Origin of the sequence: Hymenobacter jejuensis (genome assembly GCF_006337165.1) — a bacterium.
GTDB lineage: Bacteria > Bacteroidota > Bacteroidia > Cytophagales > Hymenobacteraceae > Hymenobacter > Hymenobacter jejuensis.
The window spans coordinates 3,949,736-3,970,684 of record NZ_CP040896.1; the positions used below are offsets into that span (position 1 = coordinate 3,949,736).

The 20,949-nt window shown below is 56.6% G+C and carries 16 protein-coding genes; 4 read left to right on the plus strand and 12 right to left on the minus strand.

Annotation, left to right across the window (positions count from 1 at the left end; all coding sequences use genetic code 11):
- Positions 1-6: 6 nt before the first annotated feature.
- The 10 genes from FHG12_RS16375 to FHG12_RS16420 form a co-directional block, all read right to left on the minus strand.
- Entirely contained in the window at positions 7-792 is a 786-nt protein-coding gene (locus FHG12_RS16375) for a 3-keto-disaccharide hydrolase (protein WP_139516749.1), read from the minus strand.
- Between the two features lie 33 nt (positions 793-825).
- Complete coding sequence (locus FHG12_RS16380; RefSeq protein ID WP_139516750.1) at positions 826-1,698, minus strand: sugar phosphate isomerase/epimerase family protein; 873 nt, start codon at positions 1,696-1,698, stop codon at positions 826-828.
- A gap of 55 nt (positions 1,699-1,753) precedes the next feature.
- Positions 1,754-2,641, minus strand: a complete 888-nt coding sequence (locus FHG12_RS16385; RefSeq protein WP_139516751.1) for a hydroxypyruvate isomerase family protein — start codon at positions 2,639-2,641, stop codon at positions 1,754-1,756.
- Between the two features lie 94 nt (positions 2,642-2,735).
- Positions 2,736-3,209, minus strand: coding sequence for a c-type cytochrome (locus tag FHG12_RS16390; protein ID WP_139516752.1), 474 nt, complete (start codon positions 3,207-3,209; stop codon positions 2,736-2,738).
- Positions 3,210-3,221: 12 nt separating this feature from the next.
- Positions 3,222-4,274 (minus strand): sugar phosphate isomerase/epimerase family protein, encoded by a 1,053-nt coding sequence (locus tag FHG12_RS16395; RefSeq protein WP_139516753.1) that lies wholly within the window; start codon positions 4,272-4,274, stop codon positions 3,222-3,224.
- A 7-nt stretch (positions 4,275-4,281) separates the two neighbouring features.
- Positions 4,282-5,433 carry a Gfo/Idh/MocA family protein gene (locus tag FHG12_RS16400; RefSeq protein ID WP_230471160.1) on the minus strand — a complete coding sequence of 384 codons (1,152 nt, stop codon included), beginning with the start codon at positions 5,431-5,433 and terminating at the stop codon, positions 4,282-4,284.
- Positions 5,434-5,457: 24 nt separating this feature from the next.
- Positions 5,458-6,708, minus strand: a complete 1,251-nt coding sequence (locus FHG12_RS16405) for a nucleoside permease (protein ID WP_139516754.1) — start codon at positions 6,706-6,708, stop codon at positions 5,458-5,460.
- A gap of 141 nt (positions 6,709-6,849) precedes the next feature.
- Positions 6,850-7,458, minus strand: coding sequence for a gluconate 2-dehydrogenase subunit 3 family protein (locus FHG12_RS16410; protein ID WP_139516755.1), 609 nt, complete (start codon positions 7,456-7,458; stop codon positions 6,850-6,852).
- Between the two features lie 11 nt (positions 7,459-7,469).
- Positions 7,470-9,146: a GMC oxidoreductase gene (locus tag FHG12_RS16415; RefSeq protein WP_139516756.1), complete on the minus strand. Its 1,677-nt coding sequence runs from the start codon at positions 9,144-9,146 to the stop codon at positions 7,470-7,472.
- 930 nt (positions 9,147-10,076) lie between these two features.
- Positions 10,077-10,544: a hypothetical protein gene (locus tag FHG12_RS16420; RefSeq protein WP_139516757.1), complete on the minus strand. Its 468-nt coding sequence runs from the start codon at positions 10,542-10,544 to the stop codon at positions 10,077-10,079.
- Between the two features lie 368 nt (positions 10,545-10,912).
- Here FHG12_RS16420 and FHG12_RS16425 point away from each other — a divergent pair, with 368 nt between their 5' ends.
- From FHG12_RS16425 to FHG12_RS16435, 3 genes are all read left to right on the plus strand, one after another.
- A complete protein-coding gene (locus FHG12_RS16425; protein WP_230471161.1) occupies positions 10,913-13,054 on the plus strand; it encodes an ATP-binding protein in 2,142 nt (713 codons plus the stop codon).
- 129 nt (positions 13,055-13,183) lie between these two features.
- Positions 13,184-14,635 (plus strand): Gfo/Idh/MocA family protein, encoded by a 1,452-nt coding sequence (locus tag FHG12_RS16430; protein WP_139516759.1) that lies wholly within the window; start codon positions 13,184-13,186, stop codon positions 14,633-14,635.
- 153 nt (positions 14,636-14,788) lie between these two features.
- Positions 14,789-15,544, plus strand: coding sequence for an SDR family oxidoreductase (locus FHG12_RS16435; protein ID WP_139516760.1), 756 nt, complete (start codon positions 14,789-14,791; stop codon positions 15,542-15,544).
- A gap of 17 nt (positions 15,545-15,561) precedes the next feature.
- Here the strand turns inward: FHG12_RS16435 and FHG12_RS16440 are convergent, their stop codons facing one another.
- Complete coding sequence (locus FHG12_RS16440; RefSeq protein WP_139516761.1) at positions 15,562-17,043, minus strand: sensor histidine kinase; 1,482 nt, start codon at positions 17,041-17,043, stop codon at positions 15,562-15,564.
- 365 nt (positions 17,044-17,408) lie between these two features.
- Between FHG12_RS16440 and FHG12_RS21170 the strand changes: the two genes are divergently transcribed.
- On the plus strand, positions 17,409-19,586 hold the full coding sequence (locus tag FHG12_RS21170) for an ATP-binding protein (RefSeq protein WP_230471381.1): 2,178 nt from the start codon (positions 17,409-17,411) through the stop codon (positions 19,584-19,586).
- 35 nt (positions 19,587-19,621) lie between these two features.
- Here FHG12_RS21170 and FHG12_RS16450 read toward each other — a convergent pair whose 3' ends face one another.
- A complete protein-coding gene (locus FHG12_RS16450) occupies positions 19,622-20,944 on the minus strand; it encodes an ATP-binding protein (protein ID WP_139516762.1) in 1,323 nt (440 codons plus the stop codon).
- Positions 20,945-20,949: the final 5 nt, after the last annotated feature.

Below are 20,949 nucleotides of genomic sequence, written 5' to 3' on the forward strand. Positions count from 1 at the left end.
TAAGCTCTATTGGCCCGCGGCCGGCAATTCGCGAACCCAGATGTTACGAAAACTGAGGGGTTCGCTTTTGTCGCCGTGGGCTTGCAGCTTAATCGGGGCAGGGCCGTGGCTTTGGTAAACGGGCTTGCCAATGTAAAGTGTTGGTCCTAAAAGAGTTGCGTTGTTCTCGACTAGTACCCCATTAAACAGCACCGTCACGCGGGCGGGTGTGGCCATGGCGCCATCGGCCGCAAACGTGGGGGCCGTCCAGATCACGTCGTAGGTTTGCCATTCGCCGGGCTTGCGGGTGGGGTTGGCCAGCGGAATCAGCTGCTTGTAAATGCTGCCCGCCATGCCGTTGACGTAGGTTTTGTTGTTATACGAATCCAGAATCTGCAATTCGTACCCCAAGTCGCCTTTGCCGAGTGAGGCCAGAAACACGCCGCTGTTGCCTCGCGCCTGCGCCGTGCCGCTGATGTTGGCCGGCACGCGCCACTCTAGGTGCAGTTGGTAGTTGGTGAAGGAGCGCTTGGTTTCGATGTTGCCCGCGTCTTTTTTCACGGTCATTATGCCCTTGGCGACGGTCCATTTGGCGGGCGCCGTGCGGTCGTCGGTTGATACCCACTGGTCGAGGTTCTTCCCGTCGAACAGGATCAAGGCGTCGGAAGGCGCGTCGCTGCTGGTTTTGCCTGGCGTAACTACTTTCGGAACGGGCTCCCACACCTCCGTGTCCTCGGGTTTACCAGTTTGTTGGGCGTGGGCGGCGCCGAAGCTGCCGGCCAGCAATGCAGTAAGTACCAGGCGAAGTTTCATGTGGGTGTTGGCTTGAGTCGGGGTTTGGGAGTACTACGAAAGCAGGTTCTTTTTTATGTAAGAAGCGCTCTGCGTGATGCTTTGGTAAGCGTCAATGGCGAAATATTCCTGCTCCATAAAAAGGTGGCGGAGCCCGGAAGCCGTCGCGTGCTGAAAGATTTTCTTGAAATCGATTGAGCCCGCACCTACTTCGGTATTGTGTTCAGGCTGAGCCTTATCCATGTCTTTGACGTGCCACATCGTAAAGCGTTTGGGGTGGGCCTCGATGAGTTTTACGGGGTCCTGACCGGCCCGCACCACCCAATACAGATCCAGCTCAAAATCAACCAACGCCGGGTCGGTTTCCTTCAATAGCACGTCGTAGAGGGTAGTGCCGCCCACCGACTTAAATTCAAAATCGTGGTTGTGGTACGCGACCCGAAGGCCCGCGGCTTTACACAACTCGCCGGCCTTGTTTACCCTCTCCGCGACCACCTTGAAATCATCCGCGGTGGCTCTTAGCTTATCATCCAGATGCGGCACCACGACGTACGTCTGCCCGCAGATTTTGGCGGCTTCGATGTACGTTTTCAAAGCATCCTGATTACCATCCCGGACAAAGCCGTTCATCTCGTAATGCCCGGAGGAAGTCGTCAGCCCATTGGCCGCCAGCACCGCTTTAAAGTCCTTTGCTGTCAGGCCCCAGAAGCCGCCTGCTTTGCTATAGCCGTAGGTCTCAACCTCCTGATAACCAGCTTTTGCAACTTTGGTCAACACGCCTTTTACATCCTTGCCGATGTAATCGCGCAGGGTATACAGTTGCAATCCCACTTTCAGAGAGGAAGGGGAAGCCAGCAATTTTCCGGGTTCCAGCAACGAAAGTGCGGATAGCAAGCCGGCTTGACGGAGGAAGGTTCTTCTCTGCATTAGGGGAATAATTTAATTAGATAAACAACTGATCAACAGATAAATGCACGATGCATCACACATCGCATATCTGAATGGCTTTGCGAAGCGAAGCAAGTTTATCGGCCTGCTTTGGCACAAATTCCTGGGCTACGTAGCCCTTAAACCCGGTGGCTTTGATGGCGCGCATCACCGCCGGATAATATAGTTCCTGCGTATCGTCGATCTCGTTGCGGCCCGGCACGCCGCCCGTGTGGTAGTGCGCGATGTAGGCATGGTTGTCGGTGATGTTGCGGATGATATCGCCTTCGTCAATCTGCATGTGGTAGATGTCGAAGAGAAGCTTGAAGTTTTCGGACCCCAGCTTCTTGGCCAGCGTCACGCCCCACGCCGTCCGGTCGCATTGGTAGTCTTTGTGGTTGATTTTGCTGTTCAGCAACTCCATGACCAGCACCACTTTATGCTTGGCGGCTACTTCCAGCAGAGGCGTCAGTCCCTTCACGCAGTTGGCCCACCCAGTTTCGTCGTCTTTGCCCCGGCGGTTGCCGCTAAAGCAAATCAGATTTTTGTAGCCCGCTTTGGCCACCAGCGGAATCATTTCCGAATAGTTTTTCAGCAGCGTCGCATGGTACTGCGGGTCGTTGAACCCATCGGTCAGGTTGATCTCCGCGCCGTTGCACATGGGCGAGTCGAGGCCATATTTCTTCAGCGTGGGCCACTCTTTGGGGCCCACTAGGTCAATGCCCTTGATGCCGATGTTTTTGGCGGCCGCGCACAATTCATCAAGCGATAACTCCTTATAGCACCAGCGGCAGACCGAGTGGTTGATGTTATTCTTGAGGGCAACTTCTTCCGCTTCTTTCACTTCCGGCACAAATGAGCTTAACGCACCCGCCGCACCCGCTGCCGCCGTGCCAGCCAGAATGTTTTTGATTACAGTACGACGATTCGGATGCGATGCCATGATGCAAGTAATTGATTGTTAAGAAGATACGAGTGGGCAGCCGTCGCACGCCACCCATGCGCAACTGCTGGCGACTGAAGACAGCGAGAGCCGATTATTTCAAGCTCAGGATATACTTCACCATTTCTTTTGCGTCTTCCACGGGTACGCCGGGATGCGGCGTCATGGCCACTTCGCCCCAATTGCCTTTGCCGCCCTGAATGATCTTGTTGGCGAGCATCGTGATGTTGGCGTCAGTAGCGGGATATTTCTGCGCTACGGCCGTGTAAGCCGGGCCCACCAACAGATCACGCTCTTTGTGGCAGCTGGTGCAGTCCGAGGCCGTGATCAGTTTGGCGCCTTTGGCCACCACGCCGCCCGTGTGCTCGGTACCGATTTTGGTCGCGTTGGTGTCGACGGTGGGCTGGTGGGCTACCGCCGAAAGGTTAGCCGAGGAAACGCTATCGCTGTTGAGCTCCGCAGAAGAAGCCTCGCGCACGCTCGTTTCGGTGGTTTCGGTTTTTTTCGTCTCGGAATCGCAAGCCGCGAGCAGGGCACAGAAGCTGAAAAACAGGGCGGTTTTTTTCATAAGATGGTAGTTTTATAACCCCAGTAAAGTGTTGTTGAAATCAGAATTGGAGGCCGTGCTGACGAAATCGTCGAAGGCTTTGTCGGTAACCCGGATGATGTGATCGCGAATGAATTGGGCTCCTTCGCGGGCGCCGTCTTCGGGGTGCTTCAAGGCGCATTCCCACTCCAGCACCGCCCAGCCGGGAAAGTCGTATTGGGCGAGCTTGCTGAAAATGGCTTTGAAATCGACCTGTCCGTCGCCCAGGGAGCGGAAGCGGCCGGCTCGGTCAACCCAGTTCTGGTAGCCGCCGTACACGCCCTGCCGGCCCGTAGGGTTAAACTCGGCATCCTTGACGTGGAACATCTTAATCCGCTCGTGGTAGATGTCGATATATTCCAGATAATCAAGGCATTGCAAGATGAAGTGCGACGGGTCGTAGAGCAGGCACGCGCGCGGATGCTGGTTTACTTTGTCCAGAAACATTTCGTATGTGACTCCGTCGTGCAGGTCTTCGCCCGCATGGATTTCGTAGCACAAGTCCACGCCGTGCTCGTCAAACACATTCAGAATCGGCGTCCAGCGGCGCGCCAGTTCCGTGAAAGCCGTGTCGACCAAGCCCGCCGGGCGTTGCGGCCACGGGTACACCATCGGCCAAAGTAACGCGCCGCTAAACGTGACGTGCGCCTTAAGCCCCAGATTTTGAGAGGCTTGCGCGGCGTATTTCAATTGCTGCACGGCCCATTCCTGCCGCGCCTGCGGGTTATTCCGATACGCTTCCGGCGCAAAGCCATCGAATAGTTGGTCGTAAGTGGGGTGCACGGCCACCAACTGCCCCTGCAAGTGCGTGGATAACTCCGTGATCTCCAGCCCCGCCGCATTGACGGTGCCCCGAATCTCATCGGCGTAGGTTTTGCTTTCGGCAGCCTTTTGCAGATCGATAAAGCGCGGATCGGTCGTCGGAATCTGAATCCCCTTGAAACCTAGGTCCTTAGCCCAGGCACAGATCGATTCGAGGCTGTTGAACGGAGCTTGATCGCTGATGAACTGGGCCAGAAAAATGGCGGGTCCCTGAATGGTAGTCATAGGTAGATCAGACGATGAAATCGGTCCATTTTTTATCTGACTTGCCCGAAGCAATCACGTTCTCAATAAAGGCCATGCCGCGCACGCCTTCCGTAAGGCTCGGATAATCAAGGGCTTCTGGGGAAGCCGGCTCGCCCGCAAGCTCGGCTTGCAGGGTCAGAGCGAAGTTGCGGTAGAGGTTGGCAAAGGCTTCTAAGTAACCCTCGGGGTGCCCGGCCGGGGTGCGCGTGTTGTGCTGGGCGTAAGAGCTCACGTACCCGGTTCCGGCACGCCAGATTTCCGTAGGTTTATCTAACCATTTGACCTGCAAGGTGTTAGCATCAACCTGTTGCCACTCTACCCCGCCTTTTTCGCCATACGCCCTGACTCGGACGTTGTTTTCCTCGCCGGCGGCAATCTGCGAGGCGGTGAGCACGGCGCTGGCCCCGTTGGAGAGCTTCAGCAGCACGGCCCCATCGTCGTCTAGCTGCCGGCCGGCTACTACCACATTAATATCAGCGCAGAGCTTAACCACTTGCAAGCCAGATACATACTCCAGCAGGTTGAAGGCATGCGTGCCGATGTCGCCCATGGCGCCGGCAATTCCGCTGCGCGTAGGGTCGGTGCGCCAGGCGGCTTGCTTGTTGTCGGAGCCTTCCTCGAAGCTGCTAAGCCAGCCCTGGGGGTATTCCACGTACACTTTGCGGATGGTGCCGAGTGCGCCGGAGGCGATTAGCTGCCGGGCCTCTTTTACCATCGGGTAGCCGGTGTAGGTATGGGTCAGGCAGAGCTTTTTGCCGCTGGCGGCCGCTATTTGCTGTAGTTCCTTGGCCTCGGCCAGTGAGAACGTCATCGGCTTGTCGAGGATGACGTGAAAGCCGTTTTCCAACGCCAGCTTGGCGGGCTGGAAGTGCAGGTGATTGGGCGTGACGATGGAAATGACCTGCACGCGCTCGGCTTCGGGCCGCTGCTTTTCCTGCTCGATTAAGTCTTGGTAGGAGGCGTACACGCGGTCGGGCGGCAAGCCCAGCAATACGCCGGTAGCCCTGGATTTCTCGGCATCGCTGCTGAAGGCTCCGGCCGTGAGTTCATACAATCCATCGAGAGAGGCGGCAATGCGGTGAATGGCCCCAATAAAGGCACCTTGTCCGCCGCCGATCATGCCCAGTCGTAGTTTCATGTAGTGATGATGAGGTTCTTAGCCTTACACTTCGAGGCGGGCATTGGCCTCCGCGTAGCTTATATCTTCGGATGATACGGGTGCGTTACGGTCCTTAAACAGTAGGATAAACACGAGCAGAACCGCCGCCGCAATGCCAGCCGGGATGAGCCAGATGGTACGCCAGTCGTGCAGGTCGTTGGCAACTTTATGGGCGTCCACGATCTGGCCCGAAAGCAGCGAGCCAATCAGCATGCCCACGCCGTACGTAGCCAGCGTGATGAAGCCCTGGGCAGCACTTTTCGACTGCTCGCCGGCTAGGTTATCGGTATAAATCTGGCCGGTTACGAAGAAGAAATCGTAGCAGATGCCGTGCAGTACAATGCCCGCAATCAGCATCCAGTAGGCGCTTTCGCCGTTGCCGTAAGCAAAGAAAGCATACCGAATTACCCAAGCCAACATCCCGATGGCCAGCATTTTCTTAACACCTAATCGGCTGAAAAACACTGGGATCAGGAGCATGAACAGCACTTCCGAAACCTGCCCCAGGCTCTGCACGCCGGCCGCCGATTTCATGCCTACTTCGTTCAGGAAGGGGTTGGTGAAGCCGTAGTAAAAGGACAGGGGCACGCAGATGGCCACCGACGCCAGAAAAAAGATCAGGTACGAGCGGTTCTTGAGCAGTCCGATGGCTTCCAGGCCCAGCAAATCGCCGATGCTGCTTTTCCCTTCCTTCTTGACCGGGGGAGTAGGAGGCAGGGTGAAGCTAAATAAGCCCAGCAGCAGCGAAGCGCCGGCCGCCATCTTGAACGTAAGCCCAAGATTGTCAGTCTGTTCCCAGTTGAGCCAGCCGATCGTAATACCCGCGATAATCCAGCCCAGCGTGCCCAGCACCCGAATCATAGCAAACTCCTTCTGCGGGTTTTGCATCTGCCGGAAGGAGATGGAGTTTACCAGCGCCAGCGTGGGCATGTAGAGGATCATGTACGTCAGGATGCTGGGGTAGAAGCTGCTGAAATCGGCAGCCATCGAAGCCCGCCACAGCAAAGCCGCACCCGCTAAGTGCAAGACTCCCAATATCTTCTGCGCCGAGAAGAAACGATCCGCGATCAGCCCAATGACGAAGGGCGCGATGATGGCCCCAATCGATTGCGTGAGAAACGCGGCGCCCACCTGCGTGCCCGTCGTGTGGAGGTTGTGCAGCAGGTACGTCCCCACTGTCACGAACCAGGCGCCCCAGATGAAAAACTCCAGGAACATCATCAGGGACAGTTTGAAGCGGATGGTTGGGGTCATACGGGATAGGGTTGGCGGGAGGGTAAAGATTTGTCGTTCAGGTAGTTGGCCTCACCCTCAGGCGCTTTGAGAGCCTGAGGGTGAGATCCCGACGTAAGGTTCAGAAGTATAAATTTAGGCTTTCATATAACTACTTGATTATCAAGTAGTAGCCCAAGCTCTGTCGCCTTTTTTGTAGGGTACGTCACCGTCGTAGCGACCGGGCACGGGCAGGTAGCGCAGCGCTTTGGTTGCGCCTACTTCGGAGGTGAAGTAACCAAGCAGCGTGAGCTGCTTCATCATCCGGAAATAATGGCTGGGGTCGTCTTTGCGCTGGTTGGCCGTGAACTCCTTTTGCTCTTTGTCCAACGCCGTCAGGAAGGTGGTACGCTGGGCCGGGGTGCACTCCAGGAAGGTTTTGCCGGTTTGTTTCTTGCAGTCTTTGTCGAGCTGCGTAATGCCGTTCAGGAAGATTTTCTGGTCGGCGGGCGTGTAGCAATCGCGTACCATCACGGCCATAAAGCTGCCCACCTGCGCCGCTTTGGCGCCGGGGCTCTTCGCCGTAGTAGGTAAAATCGTATCGGCTACTTCATCCATCAAACGAACCTGATCCTGATTTAGGAAAGGCTTGTCGGAGGTTTTGGCGACCTCCTTGCCTTCCTTCGTTTTCTCCTTTGTGGGCGAGGAACAACTGCTCAGGAAATAGTCGGCTCCGATTACGGTGCCGCCCATGAGGATGGCAACTCGGGCGAGGGCGTCTCTTCTGTTCATGGCCGTAGCGCTTAGATGTTCTGTTTTTTGAGTTCGCCCACGGCGTGATCTACGGCTCGTGCGGTGAGAGCCATATAGGTCAGTGAGGGGTTTTGGCAGGCGGCGGAAGTCATGCACGCGCCGTCGGTGACGTACACGTTCGGAGCATCCCACACTTGGTTGTGCTTGTTCAGCACCGACGTTTTGGGGTCGTGGCCCATCCGAGCCGTGCCCATTTCGTGAATGCCGCCGCCCAGCACGTAGCCGTTGTTGTAGGTCTTCACGTTCTTGAGCCCAGCCTTTTCCAGCATTTCCTGCGCGTCCTGCATCATGTCTACGCGCATTTTCTGCTCGTTTTCGCGGGTGGTGGCGTCGATGGCCAGCACCGGCAGTCCCCACTTGTCTTTCTTGGTTTTGTCGAGGTAGGTGCGGTTGTCGTGATAGGGGAGGGTTTCGCCAAAACCCGTCAGACCCATCGTCCATTTGCCGGGTTCGGAGAGCTCGTCCTTGAATTCGCCACCAATGCTCATTTCCGGAATCTCGCGGCTCCAGCCTTCACGGCCGGCGCTGCCTTGGTAACCGAAGCCGCGAATGTAGTCGCGCTTATCGCCGAATAGGTTGCGGAAGCGCGGCACGTAAATGCCGTTGGCGCGGCGTCCGTACACGTATTTGTCTTCGTAGCCTTCCGCGTCGCCATGGGCCCCAGCGCGGAAATGGTGGTCCATGAGGTTGTGCCCCAGTTCGCCGCTGCTGCTGCCTAGCCCTTCGGGCCAAACGTCTGTAGCTGAGTTCATTAGTACCCAAGCCGAATTCAGAGTAGAGGCATTCAGGAAGATAACTTTGGCGTAGTACTCGTAGGTTTTGTTGGTTTCGGCATCCAGCACTTCTACGCCCTTGGCTCGCTTGGTATCCTTGTCATAAAGGATTTTGGTAACGATTGAGAAGGGGCGCAAAGTTAAATTTCCGGTTGCCACGGCGGCCGGCAATGAGGCCGATTGCGTGCTGAAATACGCGCCAAACGGGCAGCCCAGCCAGCACTTGTTGCGGTATTGACAGCTGACGCGGTTGTTGTGTGCCCGCGTGATGTTGGCTGTGCGGCCAATCACCATGTGTCGGTTTTTGAAATGGGCTTTGATGCGGGCCGCTACGTCCTTTTCGACGACGTTCATTTCCATTGGCGGCATAAAATCGCCGTCGGGTAGTTGCGGCAGGCCGTCGCGGTTGCCGCTGATGCCAGCAAACTTCTCGACGTGGCTGTACCACGGCGCCAAGTCCTTGTAGCGGATGGGCCAGTCAATGGCAATGCCATCCTTGGCGTTGGCCTCAAAATCGTAGTCGCTCCAGCGGTACGACTGCCGGCCCCACATCAGCGAGCGGCCGCCCACGTGATACCCCCGAAACCAGTCGAACGGCTTGACCTCCACGTAGGGACTTTCCTTCTCGTTGACCCAGTAATCCAGGTTGGTCTCGTTCAGCGTGTAATCGCGTTTCAGCACGGGATGATCTTGGATCATCTGCTGAGTTTTGCCACCCCGGTGCGGAAATTCCCAAGGCGCTTTGTTGGCGTTAACGTAATCTTTTATATGCTCAATGTTGCGGCCCCGCTCCAGCATTATAGTCTTTAATCCTTTCTCGGTCAGCTCCTTAGCTGCCATACCGCCCGAAATGCCAGAACCGATAACGATGGCATCGTACGTGTTTTTTTCCATGATGTGCTAGTAAAGAATGAGTGGGATTTAGAGGACAATAAAAGCAGCAGGTCGGGTGTGAAAACGGGCAGGTAAGCAGAACGGCAGGCCAAGACTCGGCTATTGACAATAATAGAAATAATTTATCATCAATAAATGATACTTTGAATAGAGCACCAGCGCTGAGTCGATAAGCCTTGAGGCATTTTTGCCTTTTTTAGAGTGTTTTGAATAAAATCAAAAATGACTCTGAATACCAGAATTCATTGATTCAAGGTTCCAGAAGCCCTTTCTCGCAAGTATCGGGCGCACGTCGGCCCAGCGATTGAGTGCGTAAAAATTACGCAATAAAAATCTTGATTAGCGCCCAAAACCGCTTGTAAATGAGAAGCGCAAAGGAGAAGCTATTATTTACGGAGGCGTGAGAAAGCGCCTTGCTGTAATAAAGAGGATAGCCTCATGATGGTAAAATGCTGCGGTAGCTGTTGCCGAGGCCTACCTAAGAGTCTCTAATCTACATTGCGTAGATAGGAGCCAGCCATAAACGAGATCAGGTATTCCATTGGAACGTCTGATCTCGTTTGTAATTACTTGATAACAAATCGCTTATATGAGTAACGATAGCCGTTGCTCCTATAAAACTGTAGTTTCAAATGAGCGCACCACGTTATCAAGATGCCAAGGTTTTACCTTCACGAATCGCTAGCGAACCTGTGCCCCCTAGTCAGTCTGGACTTTGAGCAGATAGGTGCCAGAAGAGAATTCCCGAACGTTGAGGGTGGTTTCTGTAGTGGAAGTGACGTATTATGAGTGAAGCACCATAAACCACAAAGTGCGCAAACGGCTCGGGGAGGGCGTAACACGTTTTCAATGTGTTACGCCCTCCCCGAGCCGTTTGCGCACTTTACTACGCGAGACTTAAATCAAGAATTTCAAAACAAGAAACTGGCGCTAGTCAAGCTGACGTAACCAGGCAATGGCCACTTCTTCTTCGTCAAACAAGCGGTAGGTTAGGGCGGCGGCTTGGGCTTCGTGCATCATCTGGCTGAGCGAAAGGCGGGCAAATACATCGTGGGGAACGACTACGGCACCGTACACGGCGCGGCCTTCGGTTTGCTGACGCATGAGCCAGTAATCTACGATCCAGGCTTGCTCTTCGGGGGTATAAGGCGACATCAAGCGTTGGTCGCCCAGCATTTTGTGCCAGTTACGACTGCGCAACAGTTGGCTGGCGTGGGCCAGAAATGCTTGTAAATGATCTAGTTGTCGCGGTCCGGCGTTGTAGCGCACAATGGCGTAACCGTCGGGGTGCTCCGTGATGCTGCCCACGGAATTGGCGAAGTACAGACGCTGGCGCCGATCTAAAACGATGGGGTCAGACTCGCTAGGCGACACAGGAACAGAGAACGAAGTCAACATACAGCCCTTGAATTTGATTTTTCAAAGGATATAGCAACAAACTGTGTGCCGCATTCGGTTGAGTATCTGGGGGCTGGCGAAATTTTCCTGCTAAGCTCAAGCATAAAATGCTCCTGTGTACAGGCTCTTTTGGGAAGATCTCTGGCTGAGCTTATCCTGGAATTATCATGCCTACAGGCCCATCTGGAAGCTTATTGCGGTCGAAATAAGCCGCAGGCTAAGGGAAAATAATTCCGCTCCGGACGACGAAAGAAAAAGGTGCGAAAGAAAGGGAGCTGACTGCTAAGTAAATTTCCTTTTTCCGATATATTGTTTATAATCAATAACTTAAAAATCGGTTGCAACCTTAGGTGGTGTTCCCCATGAAGATGCTCTTACTCATCTGTTGGCTCAGTATGCTGGCCGCCGGGGCGAGGGCGCAGGAACCAAGCGGCGATCGGGTGCTGGCCGCAGTGCGTGACCATCCGCAGGCCGACACCGGGCGGGTAAATCGCCTTCTGGCGTTGGCGGAGCGCGAAAAAACGACCAAGCGCAGCTTCGCCGCTTATCAGGAAGCATTGTCGCTAGCGCGGCACATAAAGTATGCTTCCGGCGAAGCGCACGCGTTGCTGGGCTTGGGCTTCTACTACCGCTTTCGCAACGATTACGCCCGCGCCTTTCGCTACACGAAGCAGGCCCAACAGCAGTTTCGGCAGCTAGGCGATAAGCTGAGTCAGATCTGGTGCCTGTATAATCTGTCTTTCACGGTGTACGGACAAGGCCAGTTTGCCCAAGCCATGACCTACAGCCTCGAAGGTTTGAACCTGGCCGAAGAGCTGCACAGTCAAAAGTGGTTGACTTTGATACACAGCCAATTAGGAATTGCTTGCATAACGGTAGGCGAATACGCACAGGCCCGGCACTACCTGCTGCGCGGCCTTCGGCTGGCCCAGCGAGCAGGCGACCAAGAAGGAGCCGCGTTTTGCATCGACGGCTTGGGCCGGCTGGCTGCTTTGCAGGGAAAATGGGCCGAAGCGCTACGCTACCACGATCAGCAAGTAGTGCTTGCGCAAGCGGCTGGTAATCAAAGACTTGCTACTTTAGGGCAAATGCGGAGCGCGGAGATGAGCGAACGTTTGGGCCACTACCAACAGGTGTTTGCCGTCAGCTTCCGGACCCTTCAGCGCCTTCGCAAATTGGATGATGTGGGCAACATTCCGTATATGCAAATCATTCTGGCGCGGGCCTACCTGCACACCAACCGCCCCGATAGCGCCCTGGTGTACGGACGAGCCAGCCTGCTTGCCGGCCAACGCAGCGGGACCAAGATGGTGATCCGGGAGGCCAGCGATGTGCTGGCCCAAGCCAGCGCCCGGCTCGGTCGCTTTGCCGACGCTTACCGCTACCAGCTGCTGTTTACGGCTTACAAAGACAGCCTCAGCAACCAAGACCTGCGGCGACGCACGGCGGCGCTGCAATACAACCACGAGCTGGACAAGCAGCAATCGCAGATCCGGCTGCTCACGCGCAACCAGCAGCTCAGCCGCCAGCGCGCCGAACAGCAGCGCCTGCTTTTGGTCGGCTCCCTGGTGGCTCTGGCGGCAGTAGCGGGCCTGAGCGTGTTGCTGTGGCGCAACAACCAGGAGAAACAGCGAACCAACGTCCGGCTGCAAAAGCAGAAGCGTGCGCTCAAAGCTACGCAGGCGCAACTGGTGCAACGAGAAAAAATGGCGTCATTGGGCGAACTGACCGCGGGCATCGCCCACGAGATCCAGAATCCGCTCAACTTCGTGACCAACTTCTCGGAGCTGTCGGCGGAGTTGGTCAGCGAACTCGCCGACGCCCAACAACAAATTCCACGCGACGAAGCTCTGGAAACCGAACTGCTGGCCGACCTGAAGCAGAATCTGTATAAAATCAGTCAGCACGGAAGTCGGGCCGCGAGCATCGTGAAAGGGATGGCCGAACACGCGCGTCCCTTTGCCGGCGAGCGGCAGCCCACCGATCTGAATGCGGTAGCGGAAGAGCATCTGCGCCTTGCCTACCACAGCCAGCGCGCCAAGCACAAAGATTTCAACGTGACGCTCACCACCCGCTTCGCCAAGGAGTTGGAACCGATAGAGGCCGTGCCCCAGGAAATCGGGCGCGTGCTGCTGAATCTCTACGCCAATGCGTTCTATGCCGTGCACCAGAAAGCGGCCAAAATGGGACCGGAATATCATCCGGAAGTAACGGTCAGCACACAACGTGCCGGGCCGAATGTGGAGTTGCGGGTGCACGACAACGGCGTAGGCATGCCCCCAGAAGTTATAGAGAAAGCTTTTCAGCCGTTTTTCACCACCAAGCCCGCCGGACAGGGGACTGGGCTGGGCCTGTCCTTGAGCTACGATATCATCACGAAAGGCTATGGCGGTACGCTCACCGTGGAGAGCCGCGAAAGTGAATACACCGAGGTGGTTCTCACCCTGCCGATCACCAGCACCAGCCTCTGGGATAAAACCAACGAAGCGTGGGAAGAAAGCGCTGTATAAACGATGTCAACTACTCCGTTACGCTAGGGGTAGGACAAAGTCGCACAATCCCGTACCTTTTGCCTGCCTGCCGTCAGGCGCAGAAGCAATCGTCCGTACCCGTCCCGTCCTAATCTTCCCAGATACTCTATGAGCCAGATCCCGGATTCGCCGTCCCGCCGCGAGTTTATCAAGCACAGTGCCGTAGCTGCGGCCACCTTCATGATTGTGCCGCGCTTCGTGTTGGGCGGCAAAGGGTACACCGCGCCCAGCGACCAATTGGTGGTCGCCAGCGTCGGCGTCGGCGGAAAAGGGGAGAGCGACGTGGCTGCGTTTGCCAAAACCGGCAAAGCGCGCATCGGCTACTTATGCGACGTTGACGACCGTCGCGCCGCCAAATCGGTGGCGGCATTTCCGCAGGCCAAATACTACAAGGATTGGCGGCAGATGCTGGACAAAGAAGCCAAGAACATCGATGCTGTGTCGGTGTCCACGCCCGATCACAACCACGCCATCATTACGCTGGCCGCCATGCAGCTGGGCAAGCACGTGTACGTGCAAAAGCCGCTCACGCACGACATCTACGAGGCGCGTATGCTGACTGAAGCCGCCAAGCGGTATAAAGTCGTGACGCAGATGGGCAACCAGGGCGCTTCCAACGATGGGGTGCGGCAGCTGCAAGAGTGGTACGACGCCAAGATCATCGGCGACGTGCACACCGTGTATTGCTGGACCGACCGCCCCGTGTGGCCCCAGGGCATTCCGTGGCCGACTACCAAAGCCGCGCTGCCCCCGGAACTGGACTGGGACCTGTGGCTGGGCACGGCGCCCTACCGCGAATACGTCGATAAGCTGGTGCCCTTCAACTGGCGCGGCTGGTGGGAATACGGCACCGGCGCACTCGGCGACATGGGCTGCCATCTGCTGGAAGCCCCTTTCCGCGTTCTGAATCTGCAATATGCCTCCACGGTACAGGCCAGCGTGGGCAGCGTGTACGTCGATGAGTTTAAGCGCGGTTATTTCCCCGAAAGCTGCCCGCCTTCCAGTCACGTCACCCTGACCTTTCCCAAAACAAACAAAACCAAGCAAGACGTGACGCTGCACTGGATGGACGGCGGTATTCAGCCCGAGCGGCCCGAGGAATTGGGCCCCAATGAGCTGTTTGGCGACGGCGGCAACGGCATTCTGTTCGTCGGGAAAAAGGGCAAGATGATGGCCAGCACTTACTCCGCCGACCCGCGCCTGCTGCCGGTTTCGCGCACTCAGGAAGTCCACGTCAAGCAAACCATCGCCCGTGTGCCAGGGCAGGCCGGCGGCCACTATGCGCAGTGGGTAGAAGCGTGCCTGGCCGGCTACGGCAACAAAGCGGTCAGCTCCCCCTTCGAGATGGCTGGCCCGCTCACGGAGGCCTTGCTCATGGCCAACCTCGCCATTCGCGGCTACGACATCCAGCGCCCCAAAGCCACGGGCTCCGGCATGGATTACCCCGGCCGCGGCATTGAGCTGGTATGGGACAACAAGCAAATGAAGGTGACCAACTTCGACGACGTAAACCGCTTCGTGAAGCGCGACTACCGTGAAGGCTGGAAGCTGGGGATCTAAAAGGCGGAACGGGCCCTGGCTCAGCGGTGCCTAAACAGATGATAAGCCATTATTTTGTAAGTTATTGATAATCAAATGGTTGTATATTGCATCGGGAGGGCGGTGCTGTAGGCATCGCCCGGAGTGCTCACCAAATTCAGCGCCCAACCGATCATGAATCGACTCGACAATAAAGTAGCCGTAATTACTGGCGGCACGAGCGGCATTGGCTTGGCCACGGCGCACGAATTTGTGGCGCAAGGCGCAAGCGTACTCGTAACCGGGCGCACGCAGGAGTCGGTGGCGAAAGTGGCGGCCGAACTCGGGGAGCGCGGCTATGGTATCGTTTCCGACACCGGCAGCCTCTCCGACATTCGTGCGCTTCCGCAAGCGGTAGCAGCGCATTTCCCGCAGATCGACATTCTATTTATCAATGCCGGCATCGCCAAATTCACGCCCATCGCGGACGTGACGGAAGCCATCTTCGACGAGAGCATGACCCCCAATTTCAAGGGCGCTTATTTCACCATTCAGGCGCTCTTGCCGCTGCTACGCGACGGCAGCTCGATCATTCTCAATACCTCCGTAAACGCCCACATGGGCGTGGCCAATGCCAGCCTCTACGCGGCGTCAAAAGCCGCGTTGCTCTCGCTCTCGCGCAATCTGTCGGCCGAGTTGCTGCCCCGCCGCATTCGCGTCAACGCCATCAGTCCTGGCCCGGTAGCTACACCGCTGCACAGCGCGGCCAAGCTGGGCATCTCGGCCGAGCAGCTTCGGCAAATGGACGAAAGCACGGTGAAGCAGGTGCCACTGGGCCGCTACGGCACGCCCGAAGAAATTGCCAGGGCCGCTCTGTTCTTCGCCTCCGACGATTCGTCGTTTGTGTTGGGTGCCGAGCTCATTGTCGATGGGGGCATGATTACGCTGTAGCGCTGGCCCACGGAGAGTTAGGGCTCGGTCGGGAGCCAGACGGCAAACTCGGTGTACTCGCCTTCCTGGCTCTCGACGGTGAGCGTGCCGCCGTGGCCTTTGGTGATGATGTCGTAGCTGAGCGAGAGGCCCAGGCCCGTGCCTTCGCCTGGCGGCTTGGTGGTGAAAAACGGATGAAAGATTTTGTCGACGATATCGGCCGGAATGCCCGTGCCGTCGTCGCGCACCCGGATGATTACGCCATCCGGCGCGCGCTGCGTACTCACCGAAACCACCGGCTTGAACAACGTGCCGGCGGGGAGGCTCAGGGCCTTTTTCCGAACGGCGTAAAAGGCATTGTTAAACAAGTTCAGCAGCACGCGCCCAATATCCTCCGATACCACTTTCAGCGGCTCCAGATGCGTGTTGAAATCAGTAATCAGCGACGCGTTGAAATCGGGGTATTTGGCGCGCAGGCCGTGGTAAGAGAGGCGCAGATACTCGTCGCAGAGGGCGTTGAGGTCGGTGGCGTGCCGCTCGCCGCCGCTGGTGCGCGAATGCAGCAGCATGCTCTTGACAATGCTGCCGGCCCGGTCGGCGTGCTCGTTGACTTTCTTTTGCGTCTGGGTTAGGTCGTTGAGCAGAAACGTCACGGCTTCGCGGCCTTTTTCCGACAGCTGTTCATGGGCCAACTCCTGCCGCAGCTCCTCTACCAGTTCCACGCCCACTTCGGCAAAGTTGTCGACGAAGTTGAGCGGGTTCTGGATCTCGTGGGCAATGCCTGCGGTGAGGGCGCCCAGCGACGCCAGCTTTTCCTGCTGGATCAGTTGCGCCTGCGTCGCCTGTAGCTCTTCCAGCGAAAACGCCAGCGACTCATTTTGCCGCATCAGTAGCGCTTCCTGCCCCAGATTCTCGGAACGGAAGTAGTAGACCACAAAAAACAGCGTCATGAAAAACAGCAGCACATTCACGTTGTAGAAGTATGCGCTGTCGGCCACGTAAAGAAACGGCTTGATAAACGTCATGGCGTGGCGCACGGCAAAATAGGCTGCCACGTTCACGGAAAACAGAAAGGCTATTTTCCAGAAATTGCGAAAGAACAGCATCGCTACAATGCTGTTGGAAATCAAATAATACTCGACGCCGTCGTATTTTCGGGCAATGGCGATGAAAGAACATAACCCCGTGACGCTCAAGATGCTATAATAAGCCGAAGCATCGTAGCGCCGGTAATAATTAAAGACCAGAGGCGGCAGATTGAGCACCAGCCCGCAGAGGCAAATCCGGAACGTGAGCCAGTCGGGTGAGTTGAAGAAAATAAGCACGTAACCGGCATAAATGGCGATGGTAATGCAGCAGATGCCGTTGAGCAGATGCACTCGCTTCTTTTGCCAGACCGTGAGTGAAGGCTGCACCCCGATGTTGATGAGGCGGTGCCACGCGATCTTGAAAGGGTGAACTAGTTTGGCCCAGAGGCCGGAAGGTGCACTGTGGTTAGCATAGGCGCGGGGTGCAAGCATAACACGATTGACTGGCCAGGATAACGGAGTGACGAACGCCACCGGAATAACGCAGTACTTGTCCTCCGTGCTGGCGGAGGTCAGAGTTTGCCCCTAAGTAGCTAAGTATAAGTATTATTTGTAATAAATGCATATATAATAACACTATATTCATAGCAAGGGTACTGTGTTCGGCCGCATAGAACCGAAAGCAAGCCGGCTACGCTGGCGCAACCTGCACTTGGGACAGCGACCGGAGAGGAGTGTAAGACTATAACGAAACTATGAGTCGGGCTGACTGCTTGTGCCGTATTGAGTTCCTCGCTGCGCCGAAGGCGCGATTGCCGGTTGGCCGTTTCTGGCGGCTCCTACAAGTTCTTTTGCTCGTGTTGCTTGGCGGCACTGCCCACGTGCAGGCGGCCCAACCCGATACCAGTTCGGTAGTGACTTTTGCGGAGATGCCGGCCACCGGCATTGTGCTGGACAAAGGCTGGAAATTTCACCCCGGCGACAACCCCGCCTGGGCCCGACCCGCCGCCGACGACCGGCAGTGGGAGCCCCTCAACCCGACCCTGGGCCTGCGCCGGTTGCCGCAGGTGCAGCAGGCGGGCGTGGGCTGGCTGCGGCTGCGGTTTCGGCTGGGGCCGGGCATTCGGCAGCGGGCCGTGGTGCTGGGCGTGTTTCAGTACGCGGCCACGGAAGTGTATTTCAATGGGCGCTTGTTGCGCCGCTACGGCGTCGTCAGCACCGATCCAGCGAAGGTAAAACCCTATTGGCCTGACGGCGAGCCCATCGAACTGCCGATTGCGAATCAGGCCGAACAGGTGCTGGCCGTGCGCTTTGCCAATTGGAAGCAATTTGCCATGTTTAGCGAGTTTTTTGCGCCCGTTTTCTTTCAGGCGCGCCTCGATGGGCTACCCCAGCTGGTGCAAGACATGCAGCAGGAAGCCACCTACAAAACCTCCGACATGCTGCTGTTTGGGGCCTTTGTACTGCTGGGGATGTTGCATCTGGCTTTCTATTCCTACAACCCCAAGCAGCGCGCCAACTACTACTTTGCCCTCTACACCCTGGCCGAGGCGTGCAGCTTTTGCTGTACCGGCTTCCTCGACGAAGTACGGTGGCTCGATCTGCGCCTGGGCATGGATATCCTGTCCTACCTCACACTCCAGACCGGGAGCGTGCTGGTCGTGCGGGCGCTCTACAGCTTGTTTAATGTACGGATCGGCGCGATTTATTACGCCTTATGGGTCCTCAACGGGGTGAGCATGGTGCTCCTGACGTTTGCTCCGGGCCTAAGCTGGTACCCGACGGTAGCGTTTATGGTGCTCGTAACGGCCGAGCAGTTACGCCTGACACTGAGCGCGTTGCGCCAAACCAAACGGGCCGCCGGCATCATCGCCACCGGGTTTGGCATTGCCCTCACGCTCCTGGTGATATTTGGGTTTATGGCCACTTTCCATGAAGATCTGCTGCACATCGAGATCCTGTCCATTCCGCTCCGGACGCTGCTTACGTTTCCGGCTTTTTTAAGTCCGGTGCTGGCCATTTCCATGTTTCTGGCCCGCCGCTTTGCCCTGGATAGCCGGCTACTCGCCATTAAGCTGGTGCAGGTGCGGCGGCTCTCGGCCCAGACCATGGCCCAGCAGCAGGAAAAACAAGAGTTACTGGCGCAGCAAAACGAAACGCTGGAGTTGCAGGTGCAGCAGCGCACGGCCGCTTTGCAGCGCACACTTACCAATTTACAAACGGCTCAGCATCAACTAATTCAGAGCGAGAAAATGGCGTCGTTGGGCGAGCTGGCGGCCGGCATTGCCCACGAAATTCAGAACCCCTTGAACTTCGTCAACAACTTTGCCGAGGTAGCAGTGGAACTGTTGACGGAATTGAAAGAAGGACCGCTGCCGGCACTGCCCGAGGAAGAAAAAAAGCTTGCCGACGAGTTGGTGGACGAGCTGACGCAAAACCTAGATAAAGTAACCTACCACGGGCACCGGGCCGATAGCATCGTCAAGGGCATGCTCGAACACTCGCGCGCGACCGGCGGTGCCCGCCAGCCCACCGACCTCAACGCCGTTTGCGACGAGTACTTGCGCCTTTCCTACCACGGCCTGCGCGCCAAAGACAAGACCTTCAACGCCACCCTGACCACTCACTTCGATGAGCACCTCGGCCGGCCTGAAGTGGTTCCGCAAGACATGGGCCGGGTGCTGCTGAATCTGTTCAACAACGCCTTCTACGCTGTGCACCAGCGGCAAAAGCTGGGCCAGCCAGACTACCGCCCCGAAGTCATCGTCACCACCGAGCGGCATCCCAACGACGACGTGGTCATTCGGGTGCGCGACAACGGCATGGGCATTCCGCCAGCCGTGCGGGCCAAGATTTTCCAGCCGTTTTTCACGACCAAGCCGCCGGGCGAAGGCACCGGCCTGGGCCTCTCGCTCAGCTACGACATCATCACGAAAAGCCACGGCGGCACCCTCACGGTGGAAAGTAAGGAAGGCGAGTTTACGGAGTTTACCATTTGGCTCCCACCTTTCGTCAGCAGCGAGGATGAGGTATAGAGGTATTTTTATATAAATAATTGATAATTAGATACTTATATAACCTTGCCTTCTTTGGAATATTCCCGCAGGATGCCGCTTTTCAAGCGATGTAGATCGAGCCGGCAGGAGCGATCGGCCAGGGCTTCGATGGCGCAGTAGTGGGCTACGTTCAGGATGCCCGCGCCCGTCAGTTCGTAGCGGGCGGCCACTTGGTGCCAGTCGATATCAGCGGCGATTTCGAGCTGCGCCGGCAAGGCTTTCTGCCAGATCCGGTACCGTTCTTCGGCGCCGGGCACCGGAAAATGCACGATGGTTTGGAAGCGGCGCGCAAACGCCTCGTCGATGTTGGCGCGCTGGTTGGAAGCCAAAATCACCAAGCCGTTGTAGCCCTCGATGCGCTGCAATAAGTAAGCGACTTCCTGATTGGCGTATTTATCGTGAGCATCGCGGATGTCGGTTCGCTTGCCGAAAAGCGCGTCCGCCTCATCAAAAAACAAGATCCAGTTTTTGTTCTCCGCCTTATCGAAAAGGCCGGCCAGGTTTTTCTCCGTTTCACCGATGTATTTGGACACCACACGCGACAAATCAATGCGGAAAACGTCTTTATCAGTGTGTTTGCCTAATAAGCTGGCAGTCAGAGTTTTGCCGGTACCGGGCGGCCCATAAAAAAGCGCCCGAAAACCGGGTTTGATTTGCTTGCGCATGCCCCAGTCCTGCAACAACGTGTCACTGTACGTGATCCAGTTCTGAATCTCCTGAATCTGCTGCTGCGTGCCAGGGAGCAGCACGAGGTCGTTCCATTCCATCTCCGTCAGCAGGCGCTCAGCCGGAAATTCGATGCTGAACCGCGGCGCGCTGACGGTGCCCGTAGTCAAGAGTTCTACCACTTCGGAGTCCAGCATCAGAAGGCCGCTCATCGTCGGCTCGCCTTCGCGCGTGGTTTCTAAGCGAAGAACATGCTTTTGGCTCAGCCAGTGTTCAGGGCCGAGCAACCGTTGGATTTCCAATCGCTTCTCTAAGTCGTCGCCGGCCAGTACAAAAAGCGCCGTTTCACCAGTCGGCAGAATCCCGCGGTGGTTTCCCAGCCGCACACCGCCAAACTCCGGCAGGTCGCCGCCTTCGGGCAGAAATTCGGCAATAAGCTGGGTGAAAAAATGGGGCCGAATATGCACAATAAGGGCCAGCAGCAGCACGACGTATTCCTCAAACGAAGGGCGGTGCTGAACTATAAAATTCGCAAAAGGCGACTCATCCTTCAGGTACGCGATTTCATTTATTTCTACCTCTTTCGCCTGGCCGGTATACACTTGCAAACGCCCCTCAAGCACTGCCCGGAGGTAACGAACAGCCGTGGAGAGATTAGGAGTATTGGTCATGAATA